Raw genomic sequence first — 20,475 nt, 5'->3', positions numbered from 1 at the left:
GACCCGCAGGTTTAATTAACGACGACCTTCAGCAATGGCGGTAACGGCCTGCAGTTCTGCGGCTTCCTGCTCTTGCTGCTCCTGGCGCTCACGCACGTCGAGGATCTGGTTGTTGATCAGACCTTCTTCGATTTCGCGAAGTGCAATAACGGTGGTTTTATCGTTTTCTTCCGGTACCAGCGGATCTTTACCGCCAACCTGCATCTGACGAGCGCGACGCGCGGCGACCAGCACCAGGTCAAAACGGTTACCAATTTTCTCTACAGCGTCCTGAACAGTTACGCGTGCCATACTTGAAATGCTCCACAGATGAAGAAATGACTGGGCATGATACTGAATGTAGGTTCAGTCTGCCAACAGTTTGGTGATTAATGCGTCATGTCGCTGCTTCTGGCGGCTCATACGCAGACGTTCGGCGCGAAGAATGGTTTTGAGATCGCTCAGGGCGGCATCAAAGTCATCATTCACAATCAGGTAATCATATTCAGCGTAATGGCTCATTTCCGCAACTGCCTGAGCCATACGTTTGGCGATTACCTCTTCGCTATCCTGACCACGGCCACGCAGGCGGCGGTCTAGCTCATCTTTCGACGGCGGTAAAATAAAGATGCTACGCGAATCAGGCATTTTATTGCGGATTTGCTGCGCGCCCTGCCAGTCGATATCCAGAAACACATTTACGCCCGTAGCCAGAACTTGCTCAATGGTCTCGCGGGATGTGCCGTAATAGTTGCCAAAGACCTCGGCGTGTTCAAGAAACGCATCTCTGGCAATCATCGCTCTGAATTCGTCGTGATTAACAAAGAAATAGTGTTCACCGTGCACCTCACCTGGACGCGGCGCTCGCGTGGTATGAGAAACGGACACCTGCGTGTCGTACAACGGTTGGGTTTTTAACAGCGCCTGAATCAGACTGGATTTACCCGCGCCACTAGGGGCAGAAACAATATAAAGCGTGCCTTGAGCCATGAGAGTCTTTTGTATGTGTTAGCGAAGAAAGTCCTACATACGGGCTTATTATACACGTCGCCGCTGCGCGACGTAGCCTTTGTCACATTTTTTCCCTCTCTTGCAGATTTTTGCCTGCTTTTTTCCAGATTTATTGCCCGTTTGCTGCAACAAAAACAATTTCTGGATAACGCCTCGTGGAATTGGTTTTTGCCCGTCGCTCCCGGGAGTCGGTCTGCGTTATACCCATTTTCATTGCAGGGAGGGGTAACAATGTGGCGATGGGCTGGAGCAGTAATGATGGTATGGAGCGGCTACGGAATGGCGGTTTGCCCTGTCTGGTCGCACGCAAAAGCCGAGCAAGAGATAAACCGGCTTAGCGCGCAGATTGCCCGCTGGGATAAGGCTTACTGGCAGGATGGGGTGAGCAACGTCAACGACGAGGTGTATGACCAACTTAGCGAGCGGTTAAAACAGTGGCAGCGCTGTTTTGGCGATGAGCACGCGGCACTGATGCTGCCCGCCACGCGGGGCACAACCCGCCATCCTGTTAGCCATACCGGTGTAGAAAAAATCAAAGATAGCGCGGCGCTTCGCGAGTGGATGCGAAATCGTGGCGATCTCTGGGTGCAACCTAAGGTTGATGAGGTGGCGGTCACGCTGGTTTATCGCCAGGGGCGACTGGTGCAGGCGACGAGCCGCGGAGATGGCCTGAAAGGAGAGGACTGGACAACAAAAGTGCAGGCGTTGCCGCGGATACCTGTTCATACGACGGGTCTGCTGGCAAACAGCGTCTTGCAGGGAGAGCTCTTTTTACGCCGTGAGGGGCACATTCAGCAGCAAATGGGAGGGATGAACGCGCGGGCCAGGGTTGCCGGGGCAATGATGCGACATGGTGAAAGCGCACTACTTAACGATATTGCTGTTTTTATCTGGGCCTGGCCTGATGGGCCCGCTTCGATGCCGCAGCGGCTGACGGCGCTCACCCAGGCCGGTTTTCTCTGGACCGAAGCATGGACACGAAAAATCACCCGTGCAGAAGAGGCAGAAGCGCTCCGCCAGCAGTGGTATCACTCGCCGTTGCCCTTCGTAACGGATGGCATTGTGGTTCGCTCGGGGCAAGAGCCAAAGGGAGAGGAGTGGTTGCCGGGCGAGGGGCGCTGGGTCGTGGCGTGGAAATATGCCCCGGCGGCCCGGGTGACAGAAGTGAAGGCAATTACTTTTACCGTGGGACGCACCGGGCGAATAGCGGTAGTCGCCACGCTGGAGCCCGTACAGCTGGATGACAAGCGTGTCCAGCGGGTTAACCTCGGTTCTGTGGCGCGCTGGCAGAGGCTGGATCTTGCGCCGGGAGATCAGATTCAGGTTAGCCTGGCGGGGCAGGGCATACCGCGCATTGACAGCGTGGTCTGGCGAGGGGCGGATCGTACAAAACCTGAACCTCCTGCCTCCGGGTATACCCCGCTAACCTGTTTTTATGCCACACCGGCTTGTCGTGAACAGTTTATCGCCCGGCTCGTACGGCTGAGCGCGCCATCGGTTTTAAATATCGAAGGCGTAGGGGAGGCGGGATGGCGTCTGCTTCATCAGATCCACCATTTCGAGCATCTGTTTTCGTGGCTGACATTGAGCAAGGCGCAGTTGCAACAGACGCCGGGGCTATCAGCCCAGCGCGGGCTTCAGCTTTGGCACCGCTTTGATCTGGCGCGCCAGCTGCCTTTTACTCGCTGGCTGGAAGCCCTTGGGGTGCCACTACCGCGCACCGCTTTGAATGCGCTTCGCGACCAGGATTGGTTAACACTTCAACAGCGGGATGAACGCAGCTGGCAGCAGGTTGCCGGGGTGGGACAAGCGAGGGCACGCAGGCTTATTGAATTTGTTCATCACCCTACGCTAATCGCCCTGACCTCATGGCTGAGGACGCAGGGCGTAAAAGGGTTCCAGGCGGAGGAGATTAGTGGCTGTCGTGGCGATAATGGAAAACCGGCAGACCCAGCTTCAGGCGCAACGCCAGCATGCGAGCCGTAAAGCCAAACAGCAGAGTAGAGATAATCACCACATCCTGGCTGGAAACGTAATGTTGTAAGGCCACATATAACACGGCAGAGGCGAATGACACGCCGGCGTATAGCTCTTTCTGGAACACCAGCGGGATGCGCTTGCAGAACATATCCCGCAATACGCCGCCAAACACGCCGGTCACGACGGCAGCAATGGTCGCAATGACCGGGCCTTCGCCCATATCCAGGGCGATTTGGGCACCGATAATGGAAAAGACGATCAGGCCCAGGGCGTCCAGCACCAGGAACAGGCGGCGCAAATGCGGCATGACGGGGGCGACAATGGTCGTCAACACGGCTGCTACGGCGACAATAATCACGTATTCAGGATGCTTTACCCAGCCAAGCGGGTAGTGACCCAGCAGGATATCGCGCACTGAACCGCCGCCAAGCGCCGTCGCTGTGGCAATAATGATCACGCCGAAAGTATCCATCCGTCGGCGGCCTGCGGCCAGCGCACCGGTCATGGCTTCGGCGGTGATACCAATAAGGTAAAGGATATGTAGCAGCATATAACCCCCAGATGTGAGGGCGTCAGGGTAGCGTTTTGTGGGTTAGCTCACGATTTAGATTTTTTTGTGTGAGGCACTTTCCCATACTTTTTCTAATGCGTGGACAGTGATAATGCTGGGGTTGAGTGATTTAAGGGAAGAATAAGGATTAGATTTACTCGAGGAAAATGAGTAAATGGCCCCAGACGGGGCCATAGGAGACAACGCGGGTTATTCGATGTTTTGAATCTGCTCGCGCATCTGCTCGATCAGCACTTTCAGCTCAATAGCAGAGTTGGTCACTTCAGAGTTAATAGACTTTGAAGCCAGAGTGTTCGACTCACGGTTGAACTCCTGCATCATGAAGTCGAGACGACGGCCTACTGCCTCTTTCTTCTTCAGGATGTTATAGGTTTCTTTCACATGCGCTTCCAGACGGTCCAGCTCTTCAGCAACGTCTACGCGCTGAGCCATCAGCACCAGCTCTTGTTCCAGGCGATTGTTCTCGAGCTGAACTTCGGCCTCTTCCAGTTTGGAAACCAGGCGTTCACGCTGCCATTGCAGGACTTCTGGCATGTGAGTGCGCACTTTCGCCACTTCACCGCTCACCCCTTCCAGACGCTGCTCAATAAGCGCCTTCAGTGCCTGGCCTTCGGTTTCACGTGCGGTGATGAAATCATCCAGGGTGCTGTCGAGCGCGGCGAGGATTTCTGCGGCAATGGCGTCCAGATCCTGTTCCTGAGCCGCCATCACGCCTGGCCAGCGCAGGATATCAACCGGGTTAATTTCCCCTTCGTCACTCTGCATTTTGACCCAGTTCGCGGCATTAACCAGCTGTTTAGCCAGTTTTTCGTTCAGGACCAACTCCCCCTGTGCGCTGGCATCGGGTTCGTAGCGCAGGCTGCACTCGATTTTGCCGCGAGTCAGACGGGAGCGGATACGCTCACGAATCACTGGCTCGAGGCCACGGAACTGCTCCGGCAGACGAAAATAGGTCTCCAGGTAGCGCTGGTTTACCGAGCGCATTTCCCATGTGGCGCTACCCCATGCACCTTTGATTTCACGCCGGGCGTAGGCGGTCATACTGCGGATCATAGTCGTTCCTGTTTTTAAAGGAGAGATGGGGGGATTATAGCTTTCGGGGCCTTCCCAGGATAGGAATAAGCGGCATTAATCCGTATAATGCGCAGCCACATTCGTTTCAAGCCGGAGATTCCATCATGCGTCCAGCAGGTCGTAGCGCAAATCAGGTGCGCCCCGTCACCCTGACCCGTAATTACACAAAACACGCTGAAGGTTCCGTGCTTGTTGAATTTGGTGATACCAAAGTGCTCTGCACCGCCTCGATTGAAGAGGGCGTTCCACGCTTTCTGAAAGGCCAGGGCCAGGGCTGGATCACCGCCGAGTACGGTATGTTGCCGCGTGCCACACATACCCGTAACGCCCGCGAAGCGGCGAAAGGTAAGCAGGGCGGCCGCACTATGGAAATCCAGCGACTGATCGCGCGTGCGCTGCGCGCAGCTGTTGATTTGAAAGTGCTGGGTGAATTTACCATTACGCTGGACTGCGACGTTATCCAGGCCGATGGCGGTACCCGTACAGCCTCTATTACCGGTGCCTGCGTGGCGCTGGCCGATGCCCTGAACAAGCTGGTGGCGGCTGGTAAACTGAAAACCAACCCAATGAAAGGGATGGTGGCTGCGGTGTCCGTCGGGATTGTTAATGGCGAAGCGCTATGCGATCTGGAATATGTAGAAGATTCCGCTGCAGAGACCGACATGAACGTGGTGATGACCGAAGACGGGCGCATTATCGAGGTGCAGGGCACCGCAGAAGGCGAACCCTTCACCCATGAAGAACTTCTTACCTTGCTGGCGTTGGCCCGAGGGGGGATTGAGTCCATCGTAACGACGCAGAAGGCGGCGTTGGAAAACTGATTTTAAGGGCGACGTTGTCGCCCTTTTTTTTGTCTGTAGAAAAGTGAATGAGGAGCGAATCCATGAAAGCATATCAGCGCCAGTTTATTGAATTTGCGCTTAACAAGCAGGTACTGAAGTTTGGCGAGTTTACGTTGAAATCCGGGCGCAAGAGCCCCTATTTCTTCAACGCCGGGCTGTTTAATACCGGGCGCGATCTGGCACTGTTAGGCCGTTTTTATGCCGAAGCGCTGATGGATTCCGGCATTGACTTCGATCTGCTGTTCGGCCCTGCTTACAAAGGCATTCCGATTGCGACCACCACGGCGGTGGCGCTGGCTGAACACCATGAACGCGATGTTCCATACTGCTTCAACCGTAAAGAGGCCAAAACACACGGCGAGGGCGGCAACCTGGTCGGTAGCGAACTGCAGGGACGTGTCATGCTGGTGGACGATGTGATTACGGCGGGAACTGCGATTCGTGAATCGATGGAGATTATCCAGGCAAATAACGCGGAGCTGGCAGGCGTGCTCATTTCGCTGGATCGCCAGGAGCGTGGTCGCGGCGAGATTTCTGCCATTCAGGAAGTGGAGCGTGATTACGGCTGCAAAGTGATCTCTATCGTGACCCTGAAAGATCTGATTAGCTATCTGGAAGAGAAACCGGAAATGGCAGATCACCTGGCGGCGGTGCGTGCGTACAGGGAAGCATACGGCGTGTAATAAATAGCCCGGTGGCGCGATGCTTACCGGGCTTATACTTTTTGCAGAGTGAAACGGATGTTATTGCAATTGCGCGGCGACGAGCGGCCAGCGGGCGTCGAAATCGTCGGTTGGGCGATATTTGAACTCGCTGCGCACGAAACGGGAGAGCATGCCTTCACAGAAAGCCAGCACCTGGCTTGCCAGCAGCGTTTCATCGATGGTGTAACCTTCACCTTCACGCATTCTCTTTTCGCGTAGCACTTGACGCAATTGCGCTTCGATACGCTCAAAAAGCTGGTTAATCCGCCCCTGCAGTCGATCTTGTTCGAACATCAGCGCGTGTCCGGTCAGGATACGGGTTAGCCCGGGGTTACGTTCACCGAATCCCAGAATCAATAGGACAATCAGGCGCAGGCGCGCAGAGGTGTCTTTCTCATCTTTCAGAATCAGGTTGATACGCGTAATCAGACTGTCTTCGATAAACTCGATCAGACTGTCGAACATGCGTGTCTTGCTGGGGAAATGACGATACAACGCCGCTTCCGACACGCCGACAGAGGCGGCCAGCTTAGCGGTGGTGATGCGTTGACTGCCGTCGCTGGATTCAAGCATCAGAGCCAGAGATTGAAGTATTTCTTCGCGACGATTCCTTTTCGCAGTTTGTTTTTCTGCCATGTTACAAAATACCCCTGAAAATAAGCACTTGTCAGGCTCGCATCCACACAGCGACCGCAAACTGGCGTTTGCGGTTTGTTATGACATTATGGCGCTGTGAAATACGGAGTGTTCGGGCGTTTATTTGCGCCCGGAATGGCCGAAGCCGCCTTCGCCACGGTCGGTGGCATCAAAGTCTTCCACCAGGTTAAATTCTGCCTGTACTACGGGTACAAACACCATCTGCGCGATACGCTCGCCCGGTTCAATGGTAAAGCTGTCCTGACCACGGTTCCAGACAGAAACCATCAACTGGCCCTGGTAATCGGAGTCAATCAGCCCGACCAGGTTGCCCAGGACGATACCGTGTTTATGGCCAAGGCCAGAACGCGGCAGAATAACCGCTGCCAGAGAAGGATCGGCAATGTGAATTGCCAGGCCAGTCGGTAACAGGGTGGTGGCGCCCGGAGCCAGTTCTACGGCGTTGTCGAGACAGGCACGCAGGTCAAGACCGGCAGAGCCGGAGGTGGCATAGGTTGGCAGCGGAAATTGCTGTCCAACACGCGGGTCCAGAATCTTAACGTCGATTTTTTTCATCATAACGGGTAACGATCTCGTCCAGTAATTGTTGGCCCAGGAGCGCTTTTCGCTCAAGCGGTAAGCGTTTTTCTCCATCCTGCCAGAATAAGTGCAGCGCGTTGCTGTCGCTGTTAAATCCTTGTGTAGCCAGCGATACGTCATTCGCACAAATCAAATCGAGATGTTTGCGGGTACGTTTTTGCCGGGCGTATTCTTCCACATTATTTGTTTCAGCAGCAAATCCAACAACAAAAGGTCGATTGATCTTTAATGCCCCCACATTCGCAACGATATCGGGGTTTTTGACCATTTTTATTGTAATTTCATCGCCTTGCTTTTTGATTTTCTGCTCGGCAATGTCAGCTGCGCGGTAATCCGCGACGGCGGCGCAGCCGATAAAAATATGCTGCTGCTGGACGTCTGACTGAACAGCCGCATCCATCTCCAGCGCGGTGGTCACATCAATACGGTGGACCTGCGGCGGCGTGGGTAGTGAGACCGGTCCGCTGACCAGCGTCACTTTTGCCCCGCGCTCTGCAGCGGCGGCAGCGATAGCAAACCCCATCTTACCGGAGCTCTTGTTCGTGATGTAACGCACCGGATCCAGGGACTCACGTGTCGGGCCCGCGGTGATCATGATGTTGAGATGTTGCAGATCGTTTACAGGCGAAAAATGGTCAGCGGCAAGATCGACAATCGCAAGCGGGTCGAGCATGCGCCCTGGACCGATATCGCCACAAGCCTGGCTGCCGCTGTCCGGACCCCAGATAAGCAGACCGCGCGACGCAAGCGTCGCAAGGTTATGTTGGGTTGCGGCATTGCGATACATCTGCTGGTTCATGGCCGGCACCACTGCTACGGGGGCCGGTGTAGCCAGGCAAATTGTCGACACAAGGTCGTTAGCCATGCCCGCTGCAACGCGGGCGATTAAATCTGCTGTCGCCGGGGCAAGAATCACGAGGTCTGCCCATTTCCCCAGCTCAATATGGCCCATGGCGGCTTCTGCTGCCGGGTCGAGAAGACTATCGGAAACCGGAAAACCGGAGACGGCCTGTAAGCTCATGGGCGTGATAAAGGCTTTACCGCCTTCGGTGATCGCCACCCGTACTTCCGCTCCGCGCTCGCGCAAACGGCGCACCAGCTCTGGCGCTTTATAGGCAGCAATACCGCCGCTCACGCCAAGAACGATTTTTTTACCGGCCAGGCTCTTCATGATTCTTTCCTGTTGGGTTCACCAGAGAGTGGGGCATTTTATCACAATCCGAAAAGCATCGTGTTGTTGTCCCTTGAATCACTTTGCGAGGCGCTACGCAAGACGGCAAATTTCAGGTCGAGTGCTGTCCGGGCCTGTGGCAGCATGCTTTTGCAATAGTAAGGAGATAAGCATATGGAAATAACCTGCCCGATGCTGCCCCGGGAAAAGCTGCTGAAAGATGGCGTTGCCACCTTAACAGATACCGAGTTACTGGCGCTGTTTTTGCGCACCGGTACGCGCGGTAAAAACGTCTTTACGCTTGCCAGCGAAATGCTCGAACACTTTGGCTCATTGTATAGCTTGCTGTCGGCCGAGCTGGTTGATTTTGAGCGCGTCGAAGGTATCGGCATCGCGAAATACGCGCAGTTAAAAGGAATTGCTGAGCTGGCCCGTCGTTATTACGTGTCACAGATGCACGAGGATGACTCGCTGCTAAGCCCTGACCAGGCCCTCGCCTTTTTACAAAGCCAGCTAAGTGAAGAAGAACGTGAGATCTTTATGGTGATCTTTCTGGATAATCAGCATCGAGTCATTCATCATTGCCGTCTGTTTTCAGGAACGCTGAATTCTGTTGAGGTGCATCCGCGTGAAATCGTGCGGGAGGCAGTAAAAGTAAATGCAGCCGCCGTGATCCTCGCGCATAATCACCCCTCGGGGCGCGCAGAGCCGAGCAACGCCGACAAAGAAGTGACCCAACGTATCATAAAATGTTGTCAATTCATGGACATTAGAGTCGTTGACCATCTGATCATTGGCCGCGGAGAGTACGTTTCTTTTGCAGAACATGGTTGGATTTAGGCCATTTCACGCGATCCATAGGGATCTTTGTCTGTTCGGGACTTGAGCACACCGCCGAGTCAGCGTATACTACGCCACCTTTGAGAATCTCGGGTTTGGCATTTGGGCCTGGCAATCGAGAGTTCACTTAGAACTGCGATGACCGGGCTGTAAAGCCTGACGAGGCGCCGATACCCCATACGAAGCTCGAGCTAATTTGATTTTTGGAGAATAGACATGTCCCGAGTCTGCCAAGTTACTGGCAAGCGTCCGGTGACCGGTAACAACCGTTCCCACGCACTGAACGCGACTAAACGCCGTTTCCTGCCGAACCTGCACTCTCACCGTTTCTGGGTTGAGAGCGAGAAGCGTTTTGTCACCCTGCGTGTATCTGCTAAAGGTATGCGTGTTATTGATAAGAAAGGCATCGATACAGTTCTGTCCGAACTGCGTGCCCGTGGCGAAAAGTACTAAGTACTTAAAGAGGAAATAAATCATGGCTAAAGGTATTCGCGAGAAAATCAAGCTGGTTTCTTCTGCTGGTACAGGTCACTTCTACACCACCACGAAGAACAAACGTACTAAGCCGGAAAAACTGGAACTGAAAAAATTCGATCCAGTTGTACGCCAGCACGTACTGTACAAAGAAGCTAAAATTAAATAATTTTAGACTCCTTGTAGAAAAACCCCGCTTCGGCGGGGTTTTTTGCATTCTGCGTAGCCCAACGGAGGAAACATGCCTGAATTACCCGAGGTAGAGACCAGCCGCCGCGGTATTGAGCCTCATCTGGTCGGCGAAACCATTCTTCATGCGATTGTGCGCAACGGTCGCCTGCGCTGGCCTGTCTCCGATGAGATTCATGCGTTGAGCGACAAACCCGTGCTCAGTGTGCAACGTCGCGCGAAATATCTGCTTCTGGAGTTGCCTGATGGCTGGATTATCATCCACCTCGGCATGTCCGGGAGCCTGCGCATCTTGCCTCATGAGCTGCCACCAGAGAAGCATGACCATGTTGATCTGGTCATGAGCAACGGTAAAGTGCTGCGCTATACCGATCCGCGTCGCTTTGGTGCCTGGCTGTGGACGAAAGAGCTGGAAGGGCACAATGTACTGGCTCATCTCGGCCCTGAGCCGCTGAGCGAAGATTTTGATGCGGATTACCTGAAGGCTAAGTGCGAGAAGAAGAAAACCCCTATCAAGCCCTGGCTGATGGATAACAAGCTGGTCGTGGGTGTCGGTAACATTTATGCCAGTGAATCGCTGTTTGCTGCCGGGATCCATCCGGATCGCCTGGCCTCGTCACTCTCTGCTGATGAGTGCGCGTTGCTGGTAAAAGTGATTAAAGCCGTTTTACAGCGCTCGATTGAGCAGGGCGGCACGACGTTGAAGGATTTTCTGCAAAGCGACGGTAAGCCAGGCTACTTTGCGCAAGAGCTGCAGGTTTATGGCCGCAAAGGGGAGGCTTGTCGGGTATGCGGCTCGCCCATAGTGGCGACAAAACATGCCCAGCGAGCAACATTTTATTGCCGCCAGTGCCAGAAATGACATGGCAAGCCAGGCGTTTATTTCAGCCTGGCTAACAGCGCCTGATGGACATTTTCTGGCAGGAAGTGAGTGACATCCCCGGCATGACGCGCCACTTCTTTCACCAGCGATGAAGAGATAAATGACCACTCTTTTGACGGCATCAGAAAGACACTTTCCAGCTCGGGCATCAGATGGCGGTTCATGTGCGCCAGCTGCATTTCATACTCAAAATCAGCAACGGCACGCAGGCCACGTATCAGGATGTTGGCCTGCTGTGTGCGGGCAAAATTCGCCATTAAATCGCTAAAACCGACCACTTTGACATTGGGCAGGTAAGCCGTAGCGCTTTCTGCAAGGGCGACACGTTCATCCAGGTCGAACAGCGGCTTCTTGCTGGGACTGGCAGCGATGGCCAGGATAACCTGATCAAACATGCTTGCTGCGCGCGTGACAATATCAATGTGACCATTGGTAATGGGATCGAAAGTGCCCGGATAAATCGCCCGTTTAAGCATAACAGCCCTCAATGCGTTTTAGGTGGCAGATACGGTTCCAGTAACTGGAGTAGGCGTTGCAGAGCGCCCTGGTTTTGATACAGCACTTCAACGGCATGGCGGCCGTAAAAATTGCGATAATCGGCATCGGTTAGCAAAGAGGAGACCTCTTTCGCCAGCGTCGCAGCATCGGTCACGGTAATCAGACCGCCTGCACTATCGAGACGGGCACAAATATCTTTAAAATTAAAAGTATGTGGCCCCATCAAGACGGGAATAGCATGCGCTGCCGCTTCCAGGGGGTTATGCCCACCACGTTCAACCAGCGAACCGCCCACGAAAGCGAGATCGGCAATGCCGTAAAGCAGCATCAGCTCGCCCATCGTGTCGCCGACCACAACCTGCGTGCTGGCAGAAGGTACTTCGCCAGATGAACGTGTGATATAGCTTAGACCCGCGCCACGCACAAGGTTAACGGCATCCGGGAATCGCTCGGGATGACGTGGCACCAGAATCAGCAGCAGATTAGGAAACTGTTCTAACAATGCCTGATGGGCTGCGATCACCGCGCTCTCTTCGCCATCGTGCGTGCTGGTAGCAATCCACACTGGACGGTGCGGCGCCCATTGACGACGCAGCGTGACGGCTTTCGCTGCAAGCTGCGGCGTGACGGAAATATCGAACTTAAGGCTGCCGGTGACGGTAACCTGATTGTTCTTTGCACCTAATGTCACAAAGCGTTCACCGTCTTCTTCATTTTGTGCGGCAATCAGGGTAATACGACGTAGCAGCCGGCGTACAAATTTGCCCAGCTTTGCATACCCCGCCGCCGAACGAGCAGAGAGACGCGCGTTGGCAATCACCAGGGGAATTTTGCGTTTATGCAGGGCCGCAATTAGGTTTGGCCACAGCTCCGTCTCCATGATTAACACCAGCTTCGGGTCAACTTTATTCAGGAAACGGCCAACGGCATCAGGTAGATCGTAAGGCAGGTAAACATGCTGAACATCGCTACCAAAAGCTGACTGCACGCGCTCTGACCCTGTTGGAGTCATGGTAGTTACGGTGATCGGCAGATCGGGGTAACGGTGGCGTAAAGCACGAACGAGTGGGATTGCGGCCAGCGTTTCGCCCACGGAGACCGAATGCAGCATGATGCCGCCTGGCTTGAGTGGACGACGGTAGAACCCGTAGCGTTCCGCCCAACGTTTACGATAAGCCGGTGCTTTACGTCCACGCACCCATAGCCGTATCCAGATCAGTGGCTGAATGAGGTATAGAAGGGCGGTGTAAAGCAATTCGAGCATAGTAAATCGCTGGGTTATGGATGTGCTGGGGATTCTATGTATTTAGCTGCGCCTTTGCCATTACTTTTCCTGTTTTTGGTCTATTTAGACGCCTGTACCCCGCCACTTGCGATGCCTATGATTTTTGTATTTTTATGCGATTTGTTGAATTTTACCGCCAGGGGCACCCGGAACCAACGTGAACAAGCCGCTTTTACCGCAAATTATCATGCTTATCATGCTGATTTAACTGCATAAAATGAATGCTCTGATTAAATTTTATTCGTATCGGATTGAAGCGAAAGAAGTGTTACACTAGCGCACAAAAGTGAGTGCGGTATCAGTATTCAGGTAGCTGTTGAGCCTGGGGCGGTAGCGTGCTTTTTTCTGCCTGCCTTTACCGGACAATCACAACAAAAGAGCCGCTTGTGGAAAAGTCATTTCGAAAAATTCTGGTTATAAAGATGCGTTTCCATGGAGATATGTTATTAACAACTCCTGTCATCAGTACGCTAAAACAGAATTATCCTGACGCAAAGATTGATGTGCTTCTTTATCAGGATACGATGCCGATATTGTCTGAGAATCCTGAAATTAATGCGCTGTATGGCATTAAAAATAAGAAGGCCAACGCGGCGGAGAAAATAGCGAATTTCGCAAATTTAATTAAAACCCTCCGCGCTAATCGATATGACCTGATTGTTAACCTGACAGATCAGTGGATGGTTGCGCTATTAGTCAGGCTTCTCAACGTACCCGTTCGGATTTCACAAGATTACAGCCATCGCCAGTCATCATTCTGGCGCAATAGCTTTACTCATCTTGCCCCTTTAGTAGGCGAGAATGTGGTTGAAAGTAACCTCTCAGTACTGGCTCCCCTGAACCTGACCTCGTTCGTCAGCCGTACCACGATGAGTTATAACCCGTCATGCTGGGAACGCGTGCGTAGCGAACTGGATAAAGCCGGAGTCGGCGAACATTATGTTGTCATCCAGCCTACGGCACGTCAGGTATTTAAATGCTGGAACAACGAGAAGTTTTCCGAGGTCATCGATGCCCTGCATGCAGAAGGCTATCAGGTCGTACTGACCTCCGGGCCTGGTAGTGATGATCTGGCCTGTATAAAGGCGATTGCCGAAGGCTGTAAAACGCCTCCCGTAACGGCGCTTGCCGGTAAAGTGACTTTCCCTGAGTTGGGGGCGCTGATTGATCATGCGGAACTGTTTATTGGCGTGGATTCCGCGCCCGGACATATCGCGGCGGCGGTTAACACACCTATGGTGTGCTTATTTGGTGCGACAGACCATAATTTCTGGCGCCCCTGGTCTACGAATATGATTCAGTTTTGGGCCGGTGATTACCGACCAATGCCGCCGCGCGAGCAACGCGATCGCAATGAGATGTATCTATCCGTCATTCCTGCCAGTGATGTTATTGCGGCGGTAAAGAAAATGTTGCCTGTAAGTCATGTGACGACATTGGAAGGTGACGCACTATGATCGTTGCTTTCTGTTTATATAAATATTTCCCGTTCGGCGGTCTGCAGCGTGATTTTATGCGCATTGCTCAGACCGTTGCGGCTCGTGGGCATCATGTTCGCGTGTACACCCAGTCCTGGGAAGGTGAGTGCCCGGACGTATTTGAGTTGATACGCGTCCCGGTAAAATCCCGCACCAATCATGGACGTAACGCGGAATATCATGCCTGGGTACAGGCACATCTTCGTGACCATCCGGTGGATCGGGTCGTTGGCTTTAATAAGATGCCTGGCCTCGATGTCTATTATGCAGCCGATGTCTGTTACGCCGAGAAAGTGGCGCAGGAGAAGGGATTTTTCTATCGTCTGACTTCGCGCTATCGGCACTATGCGGCCTTTGAACGTGCGACCTTCGAGAACGGCAAGCCAACGCAATTACTGATGTTGACGGATAAGCAGATCGCTGATTTTCAGAAACATTATCAGACTGAAGCTGAGCGTTTTCACATCCTTCCGCCCGGTATTTACCCCGACCGGAAGTACAGCCAACAGATTCCAAACAGTCGCGAAATCTATCGTCAAAAAAATGGCATTAACGAGCAGCAGCACTTAATACTGCAGGTCGGCTCTGACTTTAGCCGTAAGGGCGTAGACCGTTCTATCGAGGCGCTGGCGTCGCTACCTCAGGCGCAGCGTCAGAATACCCAGCTTTTTGTCGTTGGCCAGGACAAGCCGCGGAAATTTGAGGCGCTGGCGGAAAAACTCGGCGTTCGCAGTAATGTTCATTTCTTCTCCGGACGTAACGATGTTGCAGAGCTGATGGCAGCGGCAGATTTACTGCTGCATCCTGCCTATCAGGAAGCCGCCGGTATCGTATTGCTGGAGGCGATTACCGCAGGCTTGCCCGTACTGACAACGGCAGTTTGCGGCTATGCACACTATATTGAGGATGCTAATTGCGGCGTCGCCATTGCAGAGCCTTTCCGGCAAGAAGCGTTGAATGAAGCGTTACGCAAAGCGCTGACACAACCGTCACTGCGCGCTGCCTGGGCGGAAAATGCGCGCCATTATGCGGATACCCAGGATTTATACAGCCTGCCGGAGAAAGCGGCGGATATCATAACAGGTGGTTTAGATGGTTGAGCTGAAAGAGCCGTTAGCCACATTATGGCGCGGTAAAGATGCTTTCGAAGAGGTCAAAAATCTGCAGGGTGAGGTCTTCCGGGAGCTGGAAACTCGCCGTACCTTGCGCTTCGAGCTGGCTGGTAAAAGTTATTTTCTGAAATGGCACCGCGGGACGTCCGTGAAAGAGATCGTGAAAAATCTGCTCTCGCTGCGTATGCCGGTTTTAGGTGCCGACAGAGAGTGGCACGCCATTCATCGGCTGAGCAAGCTGGGCGTAGATACCATGTATGGTGTCGGCTTTGGTGAGAAAGGCCTCAATCCACTCACGCGTACGTCTTTCATCATAACGGAAGATTTAACCCCGACGATAAGCCTGGAAGATTACTGTGCGGATTGGGCAACCAATCCTCCGGACGTGCGCGTGAAACGTATGCTTATCGATCGTGTTGCGACCATGGTTCGTAAAATGCACGCGGGAGGGATCAATCACCGCGATTGTTATATTTGTCACTTTCTTCTGCATCTGCCGTTCAGTGGCGACGAAGCGGATTTAAAGATCTCAATGATTGACCTCCATCGTGCGCAAATTCGTGAACAAGTCCCACGCCGCTGGCGCGATAAGGACCTTATTGGGCTCTATTTTTCGTCAATGAATATTGGATTGACGCAGCGGGATATCTGGCGATTTATGAAGATTTATTTTGAGTTGCCATTAAAAGACATTCTTCGCCAGGAGAGCGATCTACTAACGCAGGCAGAAGAAAAAGCCAGTAAAATTCGCGAAAGAACGATTCGCAAGTCGTTGTAACCCGCCCGGGGCTATCCTTTCTCTTTATATTTAGCGGACAAGAATTAACATGTCTCAGTTTAGTGACAAAGATGTCATCCTTTCAGTATTTGATTATGACTATCGAGAAATTAAATCGAACGATAGCCTTAATATTGCATTCGGCATCGATAAAAACTTCCTCTTTGGCTGTGGTGTTGCGATAGCATCAATATTGCTGAATAATAAATCGCTAAATTTTGAATTCCATGTATTTACCGATTATTTTAGCGACGAAGATAAAGTACGTTTTTCCGAGTTGGCTGCGCAATACCACACTTCTGTTAAAGTTTATCTGATTAATTGCGATAAACTTAAGACGCTTCCGTTTACCAAAAATTGGTCCTATGCAACTTATTTCCGTTTTATTATAGCGGATTATTTTTATCATAAAATCGATAAGTTATTGTATCTTGATGCAGACATCGCCTGTAAGGGCACTATTCAAGAACTAGCCGAATATACGTTTGCGGAAAATGAAGTTGCAGCGGTGGTAACAGAAAGGGATAGCGAATGGTGGACCAATCGCGCGAATACCCTTACTACCCCAGCCCTGGCTTCAGGGTATTTTAATGCCGGATTTTTGCTGATCAACATTAATGAATGGCAAAAAAATGACATTTCTACCCGAGCGATTGAAATGCTGCGTATACCTGAGTGGGTAGAGAAAATCACGCATTTGGATCAGGACGTACTGAACATTTTACTGGCAGGTAAAGTGAATTTTATCGACGGGAAGTACAACACACGTTTTAGTATCAATTATGAACTGAAAGATGATGTTGTGAATCCTGTGAATGATAAAACAGTATTTATTCACTATGTTGGTCCTACAAAACCCTGGCATGAATGGGTAAATTATCCGGTATCGCAAAGTTTCCTTGATGCTAAGAAGCATTCTCCATGGCAAAACGTTGAGCTTTTAAAACCAGTAAATAGTAATCAGTATAGATATTGTGCCAAGCATAAATTCAGGCAAGGAAAGACCTTGCAAGGTATTTTGAGTTACATTAATTATTATAAAAGTAAACTTATTAAGTAATGATAAATACTTACTAAAAATTTAAAAATAACGGTTTCATTATGATTCAAAAAAAGACAATAGATAATTTAGTGGTTTTCGTAAAAGATAACGATCCCTTTTATGAAAATATTTTGAAAGATTTTCTTCGTTTTAATCTTAAAGTGACAAAAGTATTCCGTTCAATTGAAGATACTAAAGTCATACTGATCGAAACCGAACGCGGGCCGATAGTACTAAAAGTCTTTGCGCCGAAACATAAAAAAGTAGAGCGATTCCTGAAATCGTGCGTAAAGAGAGATTACTACGAAAACTTAATTTATCAGACTAATAGAGTCAGAAGCGAGGGTGTATCCTCGATTAATGATTACTATCTATTGGCTGAGAAAAAGACATTGAATTTCTCCCATTACTTTATAATGTTAATTGAATACATTGAAGGTACAGGTTTAGAACAATATGTTGACGTCCCTGAACATATTAAGAAAGAGATTTCAGATTCAATAAAAGAGTTACATGATCATGGTATGGTGTCAGGCGATCCACATAAGGCTAATTTCATTGTGTCGGAGCAGGGATTACGCTTGATAGATCTTTCTGGTAAAAAAACGAGCCCATTATTGAAAGCGAAAGACAGGCTTGATCTTGAGCGTCATTACGGAATCAAAAATACACTGCATGATTCTGGATATAACTCGCTCCTCTTTAAAAAGAAAGTTAAAAATATTATTAGAGAAATAAAGGTTAAGCTGGGTCTGAAGAAACGCTAGTTATTTCTGAAGACTTAGTAAGTAACAGTACGTGTAGATAATACGCCTGAAAGGTAAATAACTTGGATTTTAAACAATTAACCCGGTTTAAAGACATAATTGTGCTGGATAAACGCATTGAAAAATGCGACGACCGCGATACTTTTAATATTTCATGGGGTATCGATAAAAACTATCAGATCGGTGCAGCAATATCCATCGCATCGATCCTGGAGAATAACAAGCAGCATGACACGCCGTTTACCTTTCATATTATTTCGGATGTCTTAGATCCTGAGTTTGTTCATCTGCTTACTGAGCTTGCTGAACAGTACAGAACAGTTATTAAGCTCTATCATATTGATGCAGCACCTTTATCGACACTACCCAAAACGAATATCTGGCCCGTGTCGATTTATTATAGACTGCTATCGTTCGATTACTTCTCTGAACGGCTGGATAAACTGTTGTATCTTGATGCTGACATCACCTGTAAAGGCTCACTAGAAGAGTTGATTGCTCTGGAGTTTAACGATCAGTACGGTGCGGTAGTTGTTGATGTCGATTCTATGCAGAAGAAGAGTGCCGAGCGACTGAAAAATCCAGAGTTCGAAGGTCATTATTTTAACTCTGGTGTGATGTATATTAATCTGAAGCAGTGGTTGAATTCGCATCTGACGGAAAAGTTTTTTGATTTGCTTTCTGATCCTCAAGTGACAGAGAATATAAAGTATCCAGACCAGGATATTTTAAATATTATGTTCCTCCACCATGCTGAACTTCTTCCGCGGGAATATAATACAATTTATTCTCTTAAATCTGAGTTTGAAGAAAAGAATAAAGAGTATTACCTTTCATTTATCACAGATAAAACAGTGTTTATACACTATACGGGCGTGACGAAGCCCTGGCATGACTGGGCAAACTATCCGTCAGCCCGTTTTTTCCGTGATGTTTATGCGCTTTCGCCATGGAAAGTAAAGCCCTTGCAGCCAGCCGTAAGAAAACACGAGTGCCGTGAGAAATACAAACATTTATTATATCAAAATAAGTACTTTTCCGGTTTATACACAGCAATTAAATATAATTTGATGAAGAGCTAAATTAGAATGGTTGATAAAATCATCTTTACGGTTACGCCGATATTCTCTATTCCTCCTCGGGGCGCCGCAGCAGTAGAGACATGGATGTATCAGGTTGCTCAACGAACCACCATTCCTAATCGTATTGTGTGTATTAAAAACGAAGGATATTCTGATTATACGCAGGTGAACGATAACTGCAGTATACATCGCATCGGTTTTAGTCGGGTTTACAAACGCATTTTTCAGAAATGGACGCGTCTCGATCCTTTACCCTATTCGCAACGTATTCTTAACATAGCAAACGATTTTCCGATTACCGATAACAGCGTCATTGTCGTACATAACAGTATGAAGCTTTATCGACAGATCAGGGAGCGCGCGCCACAAACTAAAATTGTTTTACACATGCACAACGCGTTGGAAGTCAAAGGTCTTGACGCTGATGTCAAAATGATTGTACCAAGTATCTTCCTTAAAGATTTCTATCAAGCAAAATTGCCACAGGCGAATATAGCAATCGTACCAAACGGGATTGATCTTGAAGCGTATCAGGCAAGTTATGAAGAAAAATCCAAAGTCGATCTGGGTCTTTCTGCAAATGATACGGTCATATTCTATGCAGGGCGTATTGTTCCTGATAAGGGGATTTTGCAATTACTTCAAGCATTCGAGAAAATATCCGAATCTCACGAGAATTTAAAACTCGTCGTGGTTGGCGATCACTTAGAAGTGAGTAAAAGTGATAAAGGTGCATACCAGCGTGAAGTGAGAAATATATCCGAGCGACTAAATGGAAAGTGTTTATTGCTTGGCAGTATGTCTCCCGAGAAAATGAATAATTACTATGCCGTTGGAGATTTGGTTGTAATTCCATCACAAGTTCAAGAAGCTTTTTGCATGGTAGCAATAGAAGCTATGGGTGCGGGAAAACCCGTTTTGGTAAGTACGCGTGGAGGTATGACTGAATTTGTGAAACATAAACAGACAGGTTTTCATCTTAGAGAACCGATGACCATTGATTCTATCGCAGAGGATATCGTTAATACCCTTAAGGATAAGCAATTGACGAATATTGCATTGAATGGAAAAAAATTTGTTTATGAGCACTACAGTTGGTTAGGAGTAACACAAGTTTTTGAAGATGTCATACGCCAATGGTTTGATTAAAGAACACGTTAATAAAAAATAATACCAGTCAGTTAAGCAACTGGCTGGCCCTTTTTTCGGGGCTGTAGTGTATTTCCAGATCTTCTCCCGGGCACCCTCAGAAAAGTTCCTTCTCTTCTTGTCGGTAACCTGACCGGCTGCCACCATGCTTCCTGGTCTTCAGCGTCAGCCTATTCAGCTGTATCGTCTGCTTTATCTACCTGTATCCCAGTTCGATTTCCCAGCTATGGCTGTGCAGGTCTGTCATTTCTGCGGCGGGGTAACGCATCGCATCTGCCATCGACGTCAGCAGGTGGCTGACTTTCCTTTGCGCATCAAAGATAGCAGGCG

At 50.1% G+C, this 20,475-nt stretch carries 24 protein-coding genes and 1 pseudogene; 15 read left to right on the top strand and 10 right to left on the bottom strand.

All coding sequences use genetic code 11. The features are described from left to right. Positions 1-15 precede the first annotated feature (15 nt). Together rpoZ and gmk are read right to left on the bottom strand one after the other, a co-directional pair. Positions 16-291: a DNA-directed RNA polymerase subunit omega gene (gene rpoZ / locus B3B59_RS00505; RefSeq protein ID WP_000135058.1), complete on the bottom strand. Its 276-nt coding sequence runs from the start codon at positions 289-291 to the stop codon at positions 16-18. 54 nt (positions 292-345) lie between these two features. Then, positions 346-969 (bottom strand): guanylate kinase, encoded by a 624-nt coding sequence (gene gmk, locus B3B59_RS00500; RefSeq protein WP_040077822.1) that lies wholly within the window; start codon positions 967-969, stop codon positions 346-348. A gap of 252 nt (positions 970-1,221) precedes the next feature. On the opposite strand from gmk, the gene ligB reads away from it, so the two are divergent. Next, entirely contained in the window at positions 1,222-2,976 is a 1,755-nt protein-coding gene (gene ligB / locus B3B59_RS00495) for an NAD-dependent DNA ligase LigB (protein WP_286807872.1), read from the top strand. Here the strand turns inward: ligB and B3B59_RS00490 are convergent. Then, positions 2,903-3,520, bottom strand: coding sequence for a trimeric intracellular cation channel family protein (locus B3B59_RS00490; protein ID WP_040077823.1), 618 nt, complete (start codon positions 3,518-3,520; stop codon positions 2,903-2,905). The two genes, ligB and B3B59_RS00490, sit on opposite strands and share 74 nt — an antisense overlap. Positions 3,521-3,730: 210 nt before the next feature. Further along, a complete protein-coding gene (locus tag B3B59_RS00485) occupies positions 3,731-4,594 on the bottom strand; it encodes a YicC/YloC family endoribonuclease (protein WP_040077824.1) in 864 nt (287 codons plus the stop codon). A 125-nt stretch (positions 4,595-4,719) separates the two neighbouring features. Here B3B59_RS00485 and rph point away from each other — a divergent pair, with 125 nt between their 5' ends. After that, complete coding sequence (gene rph / locus B3B59_RS00480) at positions 4,720-5,436, top strand: ribonuclease PH (RefSeq protein ID WP_040077825.1); 717 nt, start codon at positions 4,720-4,722, stop codon at positions 5,434-5,436. A gap of 62 nt (positions 5,437-5,498) precedes the next feature. Next, positions 5,499-6,140 (top strand): orotate phosphoribosyltransferase, encoded by a 642-nt coding sequence (gene pyrE / locus B3B59_RS00475; RefSeq protein WP_040077826.1) that lies wholly within the window; start codon positions 5,499-5,501, stop codon positions 6,138-6,140. 60 nt (positions 6,141-6,200) lie between these two features. Here the strand turns inward: pyrE and slmA are convergent, their stop codons facing one another. The 3 genes from slmA to coaBC form a co-directional block, all read right to left on the bottom strand. Then, positions 6,201-6,797 (bottom strand): nucleoid occlusion factor SlmA, encoded by a 597-nt coding sequence (gene slmA, locus B3B59_RS00470; protein WP_040077827.1) that lies wholly within the window; start codon positions 6,795-6,797, stop codon positions 6,201-6,203. A gap of 120 nt (positions 6,798-6,917) precedes the next feature. After that, positions 6,918-7,376 carry a dUTP diphosphatase gene (gene dut, locus B3B59_RS00465; RefSeq protein ID WP_040077828.1) on the bottom strand — a complete coding sequence of 153 codons (459 nt, stop codon included), beginning with the start codon at positions 7,374-7,376 and terminating at the stop codon, positions 6,918-6,920. Continuing rightward, positions 7,354-8,568, bottom strand: coding sequence for a bifunctional phosphopantothenoylcysteine decarboxylase/phosphopantothenate--cysteine ligase CoaBC (gene coaBC / locus B3B59_RS00460; RefSeq protein WP_286807871.1), 1,215 nt, complete (start codon positions 8,566-8,568; stop codon positions 7,354-7,356). Before coaBC ends, dut begins: the two co-directional genes overlap by 23 nt. A 174-nt stretch (positions 8,569-8,742) precedes the next feature. Between coaBC and radC the strand changes: the two genes are divergently transcribed. From radC to mutM, 4 genes are all read left to right on the top strand, one after another. Then, a complete protein-coding gene (gene radC / locus B3B59_RS00455; protein WP_286807870.1) occupies positions 8,743-9,408 on the top strand; it encodes a RadC family protein in 666 nt (221 codons plus the stop codon). A gap of 216 nt (positions 9,409-9,624) precedes the next feature. Next, a complete protein-coding gene (gene rpmB / locus B3B59_RS00450; protein WP_002436699.1) occupies positions 9,625-9,861 on the top strand; it encodes a 50S ribosomal protein L28 in 237 nt (78 codons plus the stop codon). A gap of 22 nt (positions 9,862-9,883) precedes the next feature. Further along, positions 9,884-10,051, top strand: a complete 168-nt coding sequence (gene rpmG / locus B3B59_RS00445) for a 50S ribosomal protein L33 (RefSeq protein WP_003024094.1) — start codon at positions 9,884-9,886, stop codon at positions 10,049-10,051. Positions 10,052-10,123: 72 nt separating this feature from the next. Further along, a complete protein-coding gene (mutM, locus tag B3B59_RS00440; RefSeq protein ID WP_046886307.1) occupies positions 10,124-10,933 on the top strand; it encodes a bifunctional DNA-formamidopyrimidine glycosylase/DNA-(apurinic or apyrimidinic site) lyase in 810 nt (269 codons plus the stop codon). A 17-nt stretch (positions 10,934-10,950) separates the two neighbouring features. On the opposite strand, the gene coaD is transcribed toward mutM, so the two are convergent. Next, positions 10,951-11,430, bottom strand: a complete 480-nt coding sequence (gene coaD / locus B3B59_RS00435; protein ID WP_286807869.1) for a pantetheine-phosphate adenylyltransferase — start codon at positions 11,428-11,430, stop codon at positions 10,951-10,953. Between the two features lie 8 nt (positions 11,431-11,438). After that, the gene (waaA, locus tag B3B59_RS00430; RefSeq protein ID WP_040077834.1) at positions 11,439-12,716 is read right to left on the bottom strand and encodes a lipid IV(A) 3-deoxy-D-manno-octulosonic acid transferase; all 1,278 of its coding nucleotides are present in this window, start codon (positions 12,714-12,716) and stop codon (positions 11,439-11,441) included. A gap of 36 nt (positions 12,717-12,752) precedes the next feature. On the opposite strand from waaA, the gene B3B59_RS00425 reads away from it, so the two are divergent. The 8 genes from B3B59_RS00425 to B3B59_RS00390 all read left to right on the top strand — a co-directional run bounded on the left by B3B59_RS00425 (position 12,753) and on the right by B3B59_RS00390 (position 20,145). Beyond that, positions 12,753-12,953, top strand: a complete 201-nt coding sequence (locus B3B59_RS00425) for a hypothetical protein (protein WP_233803681.1) — start codon at positions 12,753-12,755, stop codon at positions 12,951-12,953. 170 nt (positions 12,954-13,123) lie between these two features. Beyond that, entirely contained in the window at positions 13,124-14,194 is a 1,071-nt protein-coding gene (rfaQ, locus tag B3B59_RS00420) for a lipopolysaccharide core heptosyltransferase RfaQ (RefSeq protein WP_286807867.1), read from the top strand. Further along, positions 14,191-15,315, top strand: coding sequence for a glycosyltransferase family 4 protein (locus tag B3B59_RS00415; protein ID WP_040077837.1), 1,125 nt, complete (start codon positions 14,191-14,193; stop codon positions 15,313-15,315). The genes rfaQ and B3B59_RS00415 overlap by 4 nt, the downstream gene beginning before the upstream one ends. Further along, positions 15,308-16,105 carry a lipopolysaccharide core heptose(I) kinase RfaP gene (rfaP, locus tag B3B59_RS00410; protein WP_286807866.1) on the top strand — a complete coding sequence of 266 codons (798 nt, stop codon included), beginning with the start codon at positions 15,308-15,310 and terminating at the stop codon, positions 16,103-16,105. The genes B3B59_RS00415 and rfaP overlap by 8 nt, the downstream gene beginning before the upstream one ends. Positions 16,106-16,154: 49 nt before the next feature. Next, positions 16,155-17,165 (top strand): lipopolysaccharide 3-alpha-galactosyltransferase, encoded by a 1,011-nt coding sequence (gene waaO / locus B3B59_RS00405; protein ID WP_286807865.1) that lies wholly within the window; start codon positions 16,155-16,157, stop codon positions 17,163-17,165. Positions 17,166-17,206: 41 nt separating this feature from the next. Next, on the top strand, positions 17,207-17,914 hold the full coding sequence (gene rfaY / locus B3B59_RS00400) for a lipopolysaccharide core heptose(II) kinase RfaY (RefSeq protein ID WP_286807864.1): 708 nt from the start codon (positions 17,207-17,209) through the stop codon (positions 17,912-17,914). Positions 17,915-17,976: 62 nt separating this feature from the next. Beyond that, the gene (locus B3B59_RS00395) at positions 17,977-18,996 is read left to right on the top strand and encodes a glycosyltransferase family 8 protein (protein ID WP_286807863.1); all 1,020 of its coding nucleotides are present in this window, start codon (positions 17,977-17,979) and stop codon (positions 18,994-18,996) included. Between the two features lie 6 nt (positions 18,997-19,002). Then, on the top strand, positions 19,003-20,145 hold the full coding sequence (locus B3B59_RS00390) for a lipopolysaccharide N-acetylglucosaminyltransferase (RefSeq protein WP_286807862.1): 1,143 nt from the start codon (positions 19,003-19,005) through the stop codon (positions 20,143-20,145). Between the two features lie 199 nt (positions 20,146-20,344). Here B3B59_RS00390 and B3B59_RS00385 read toward each other — a convergent pair. Further along, positions 20,345-20,475: pseudogene (locus B3B59_RS00385) on the bottom strand (IS4 family transposase); the annotation flags it as partial.

Source organism: Leclercia sp. UBA2479, assembly GCF_002341985.1.
GTDB classification, from domain to species: domain Bacteria; phylum Pseudomonadota; class Gammaproteobacteria; order Enterobacterales; family Enterobacteriaceae; genus Enterobacter; species Enterobacter pneumoniae.
Note: the sequence above shows the minus strand (reverse complement) of the source record. Positions and strands in the feature narration are given on the sequence as shown.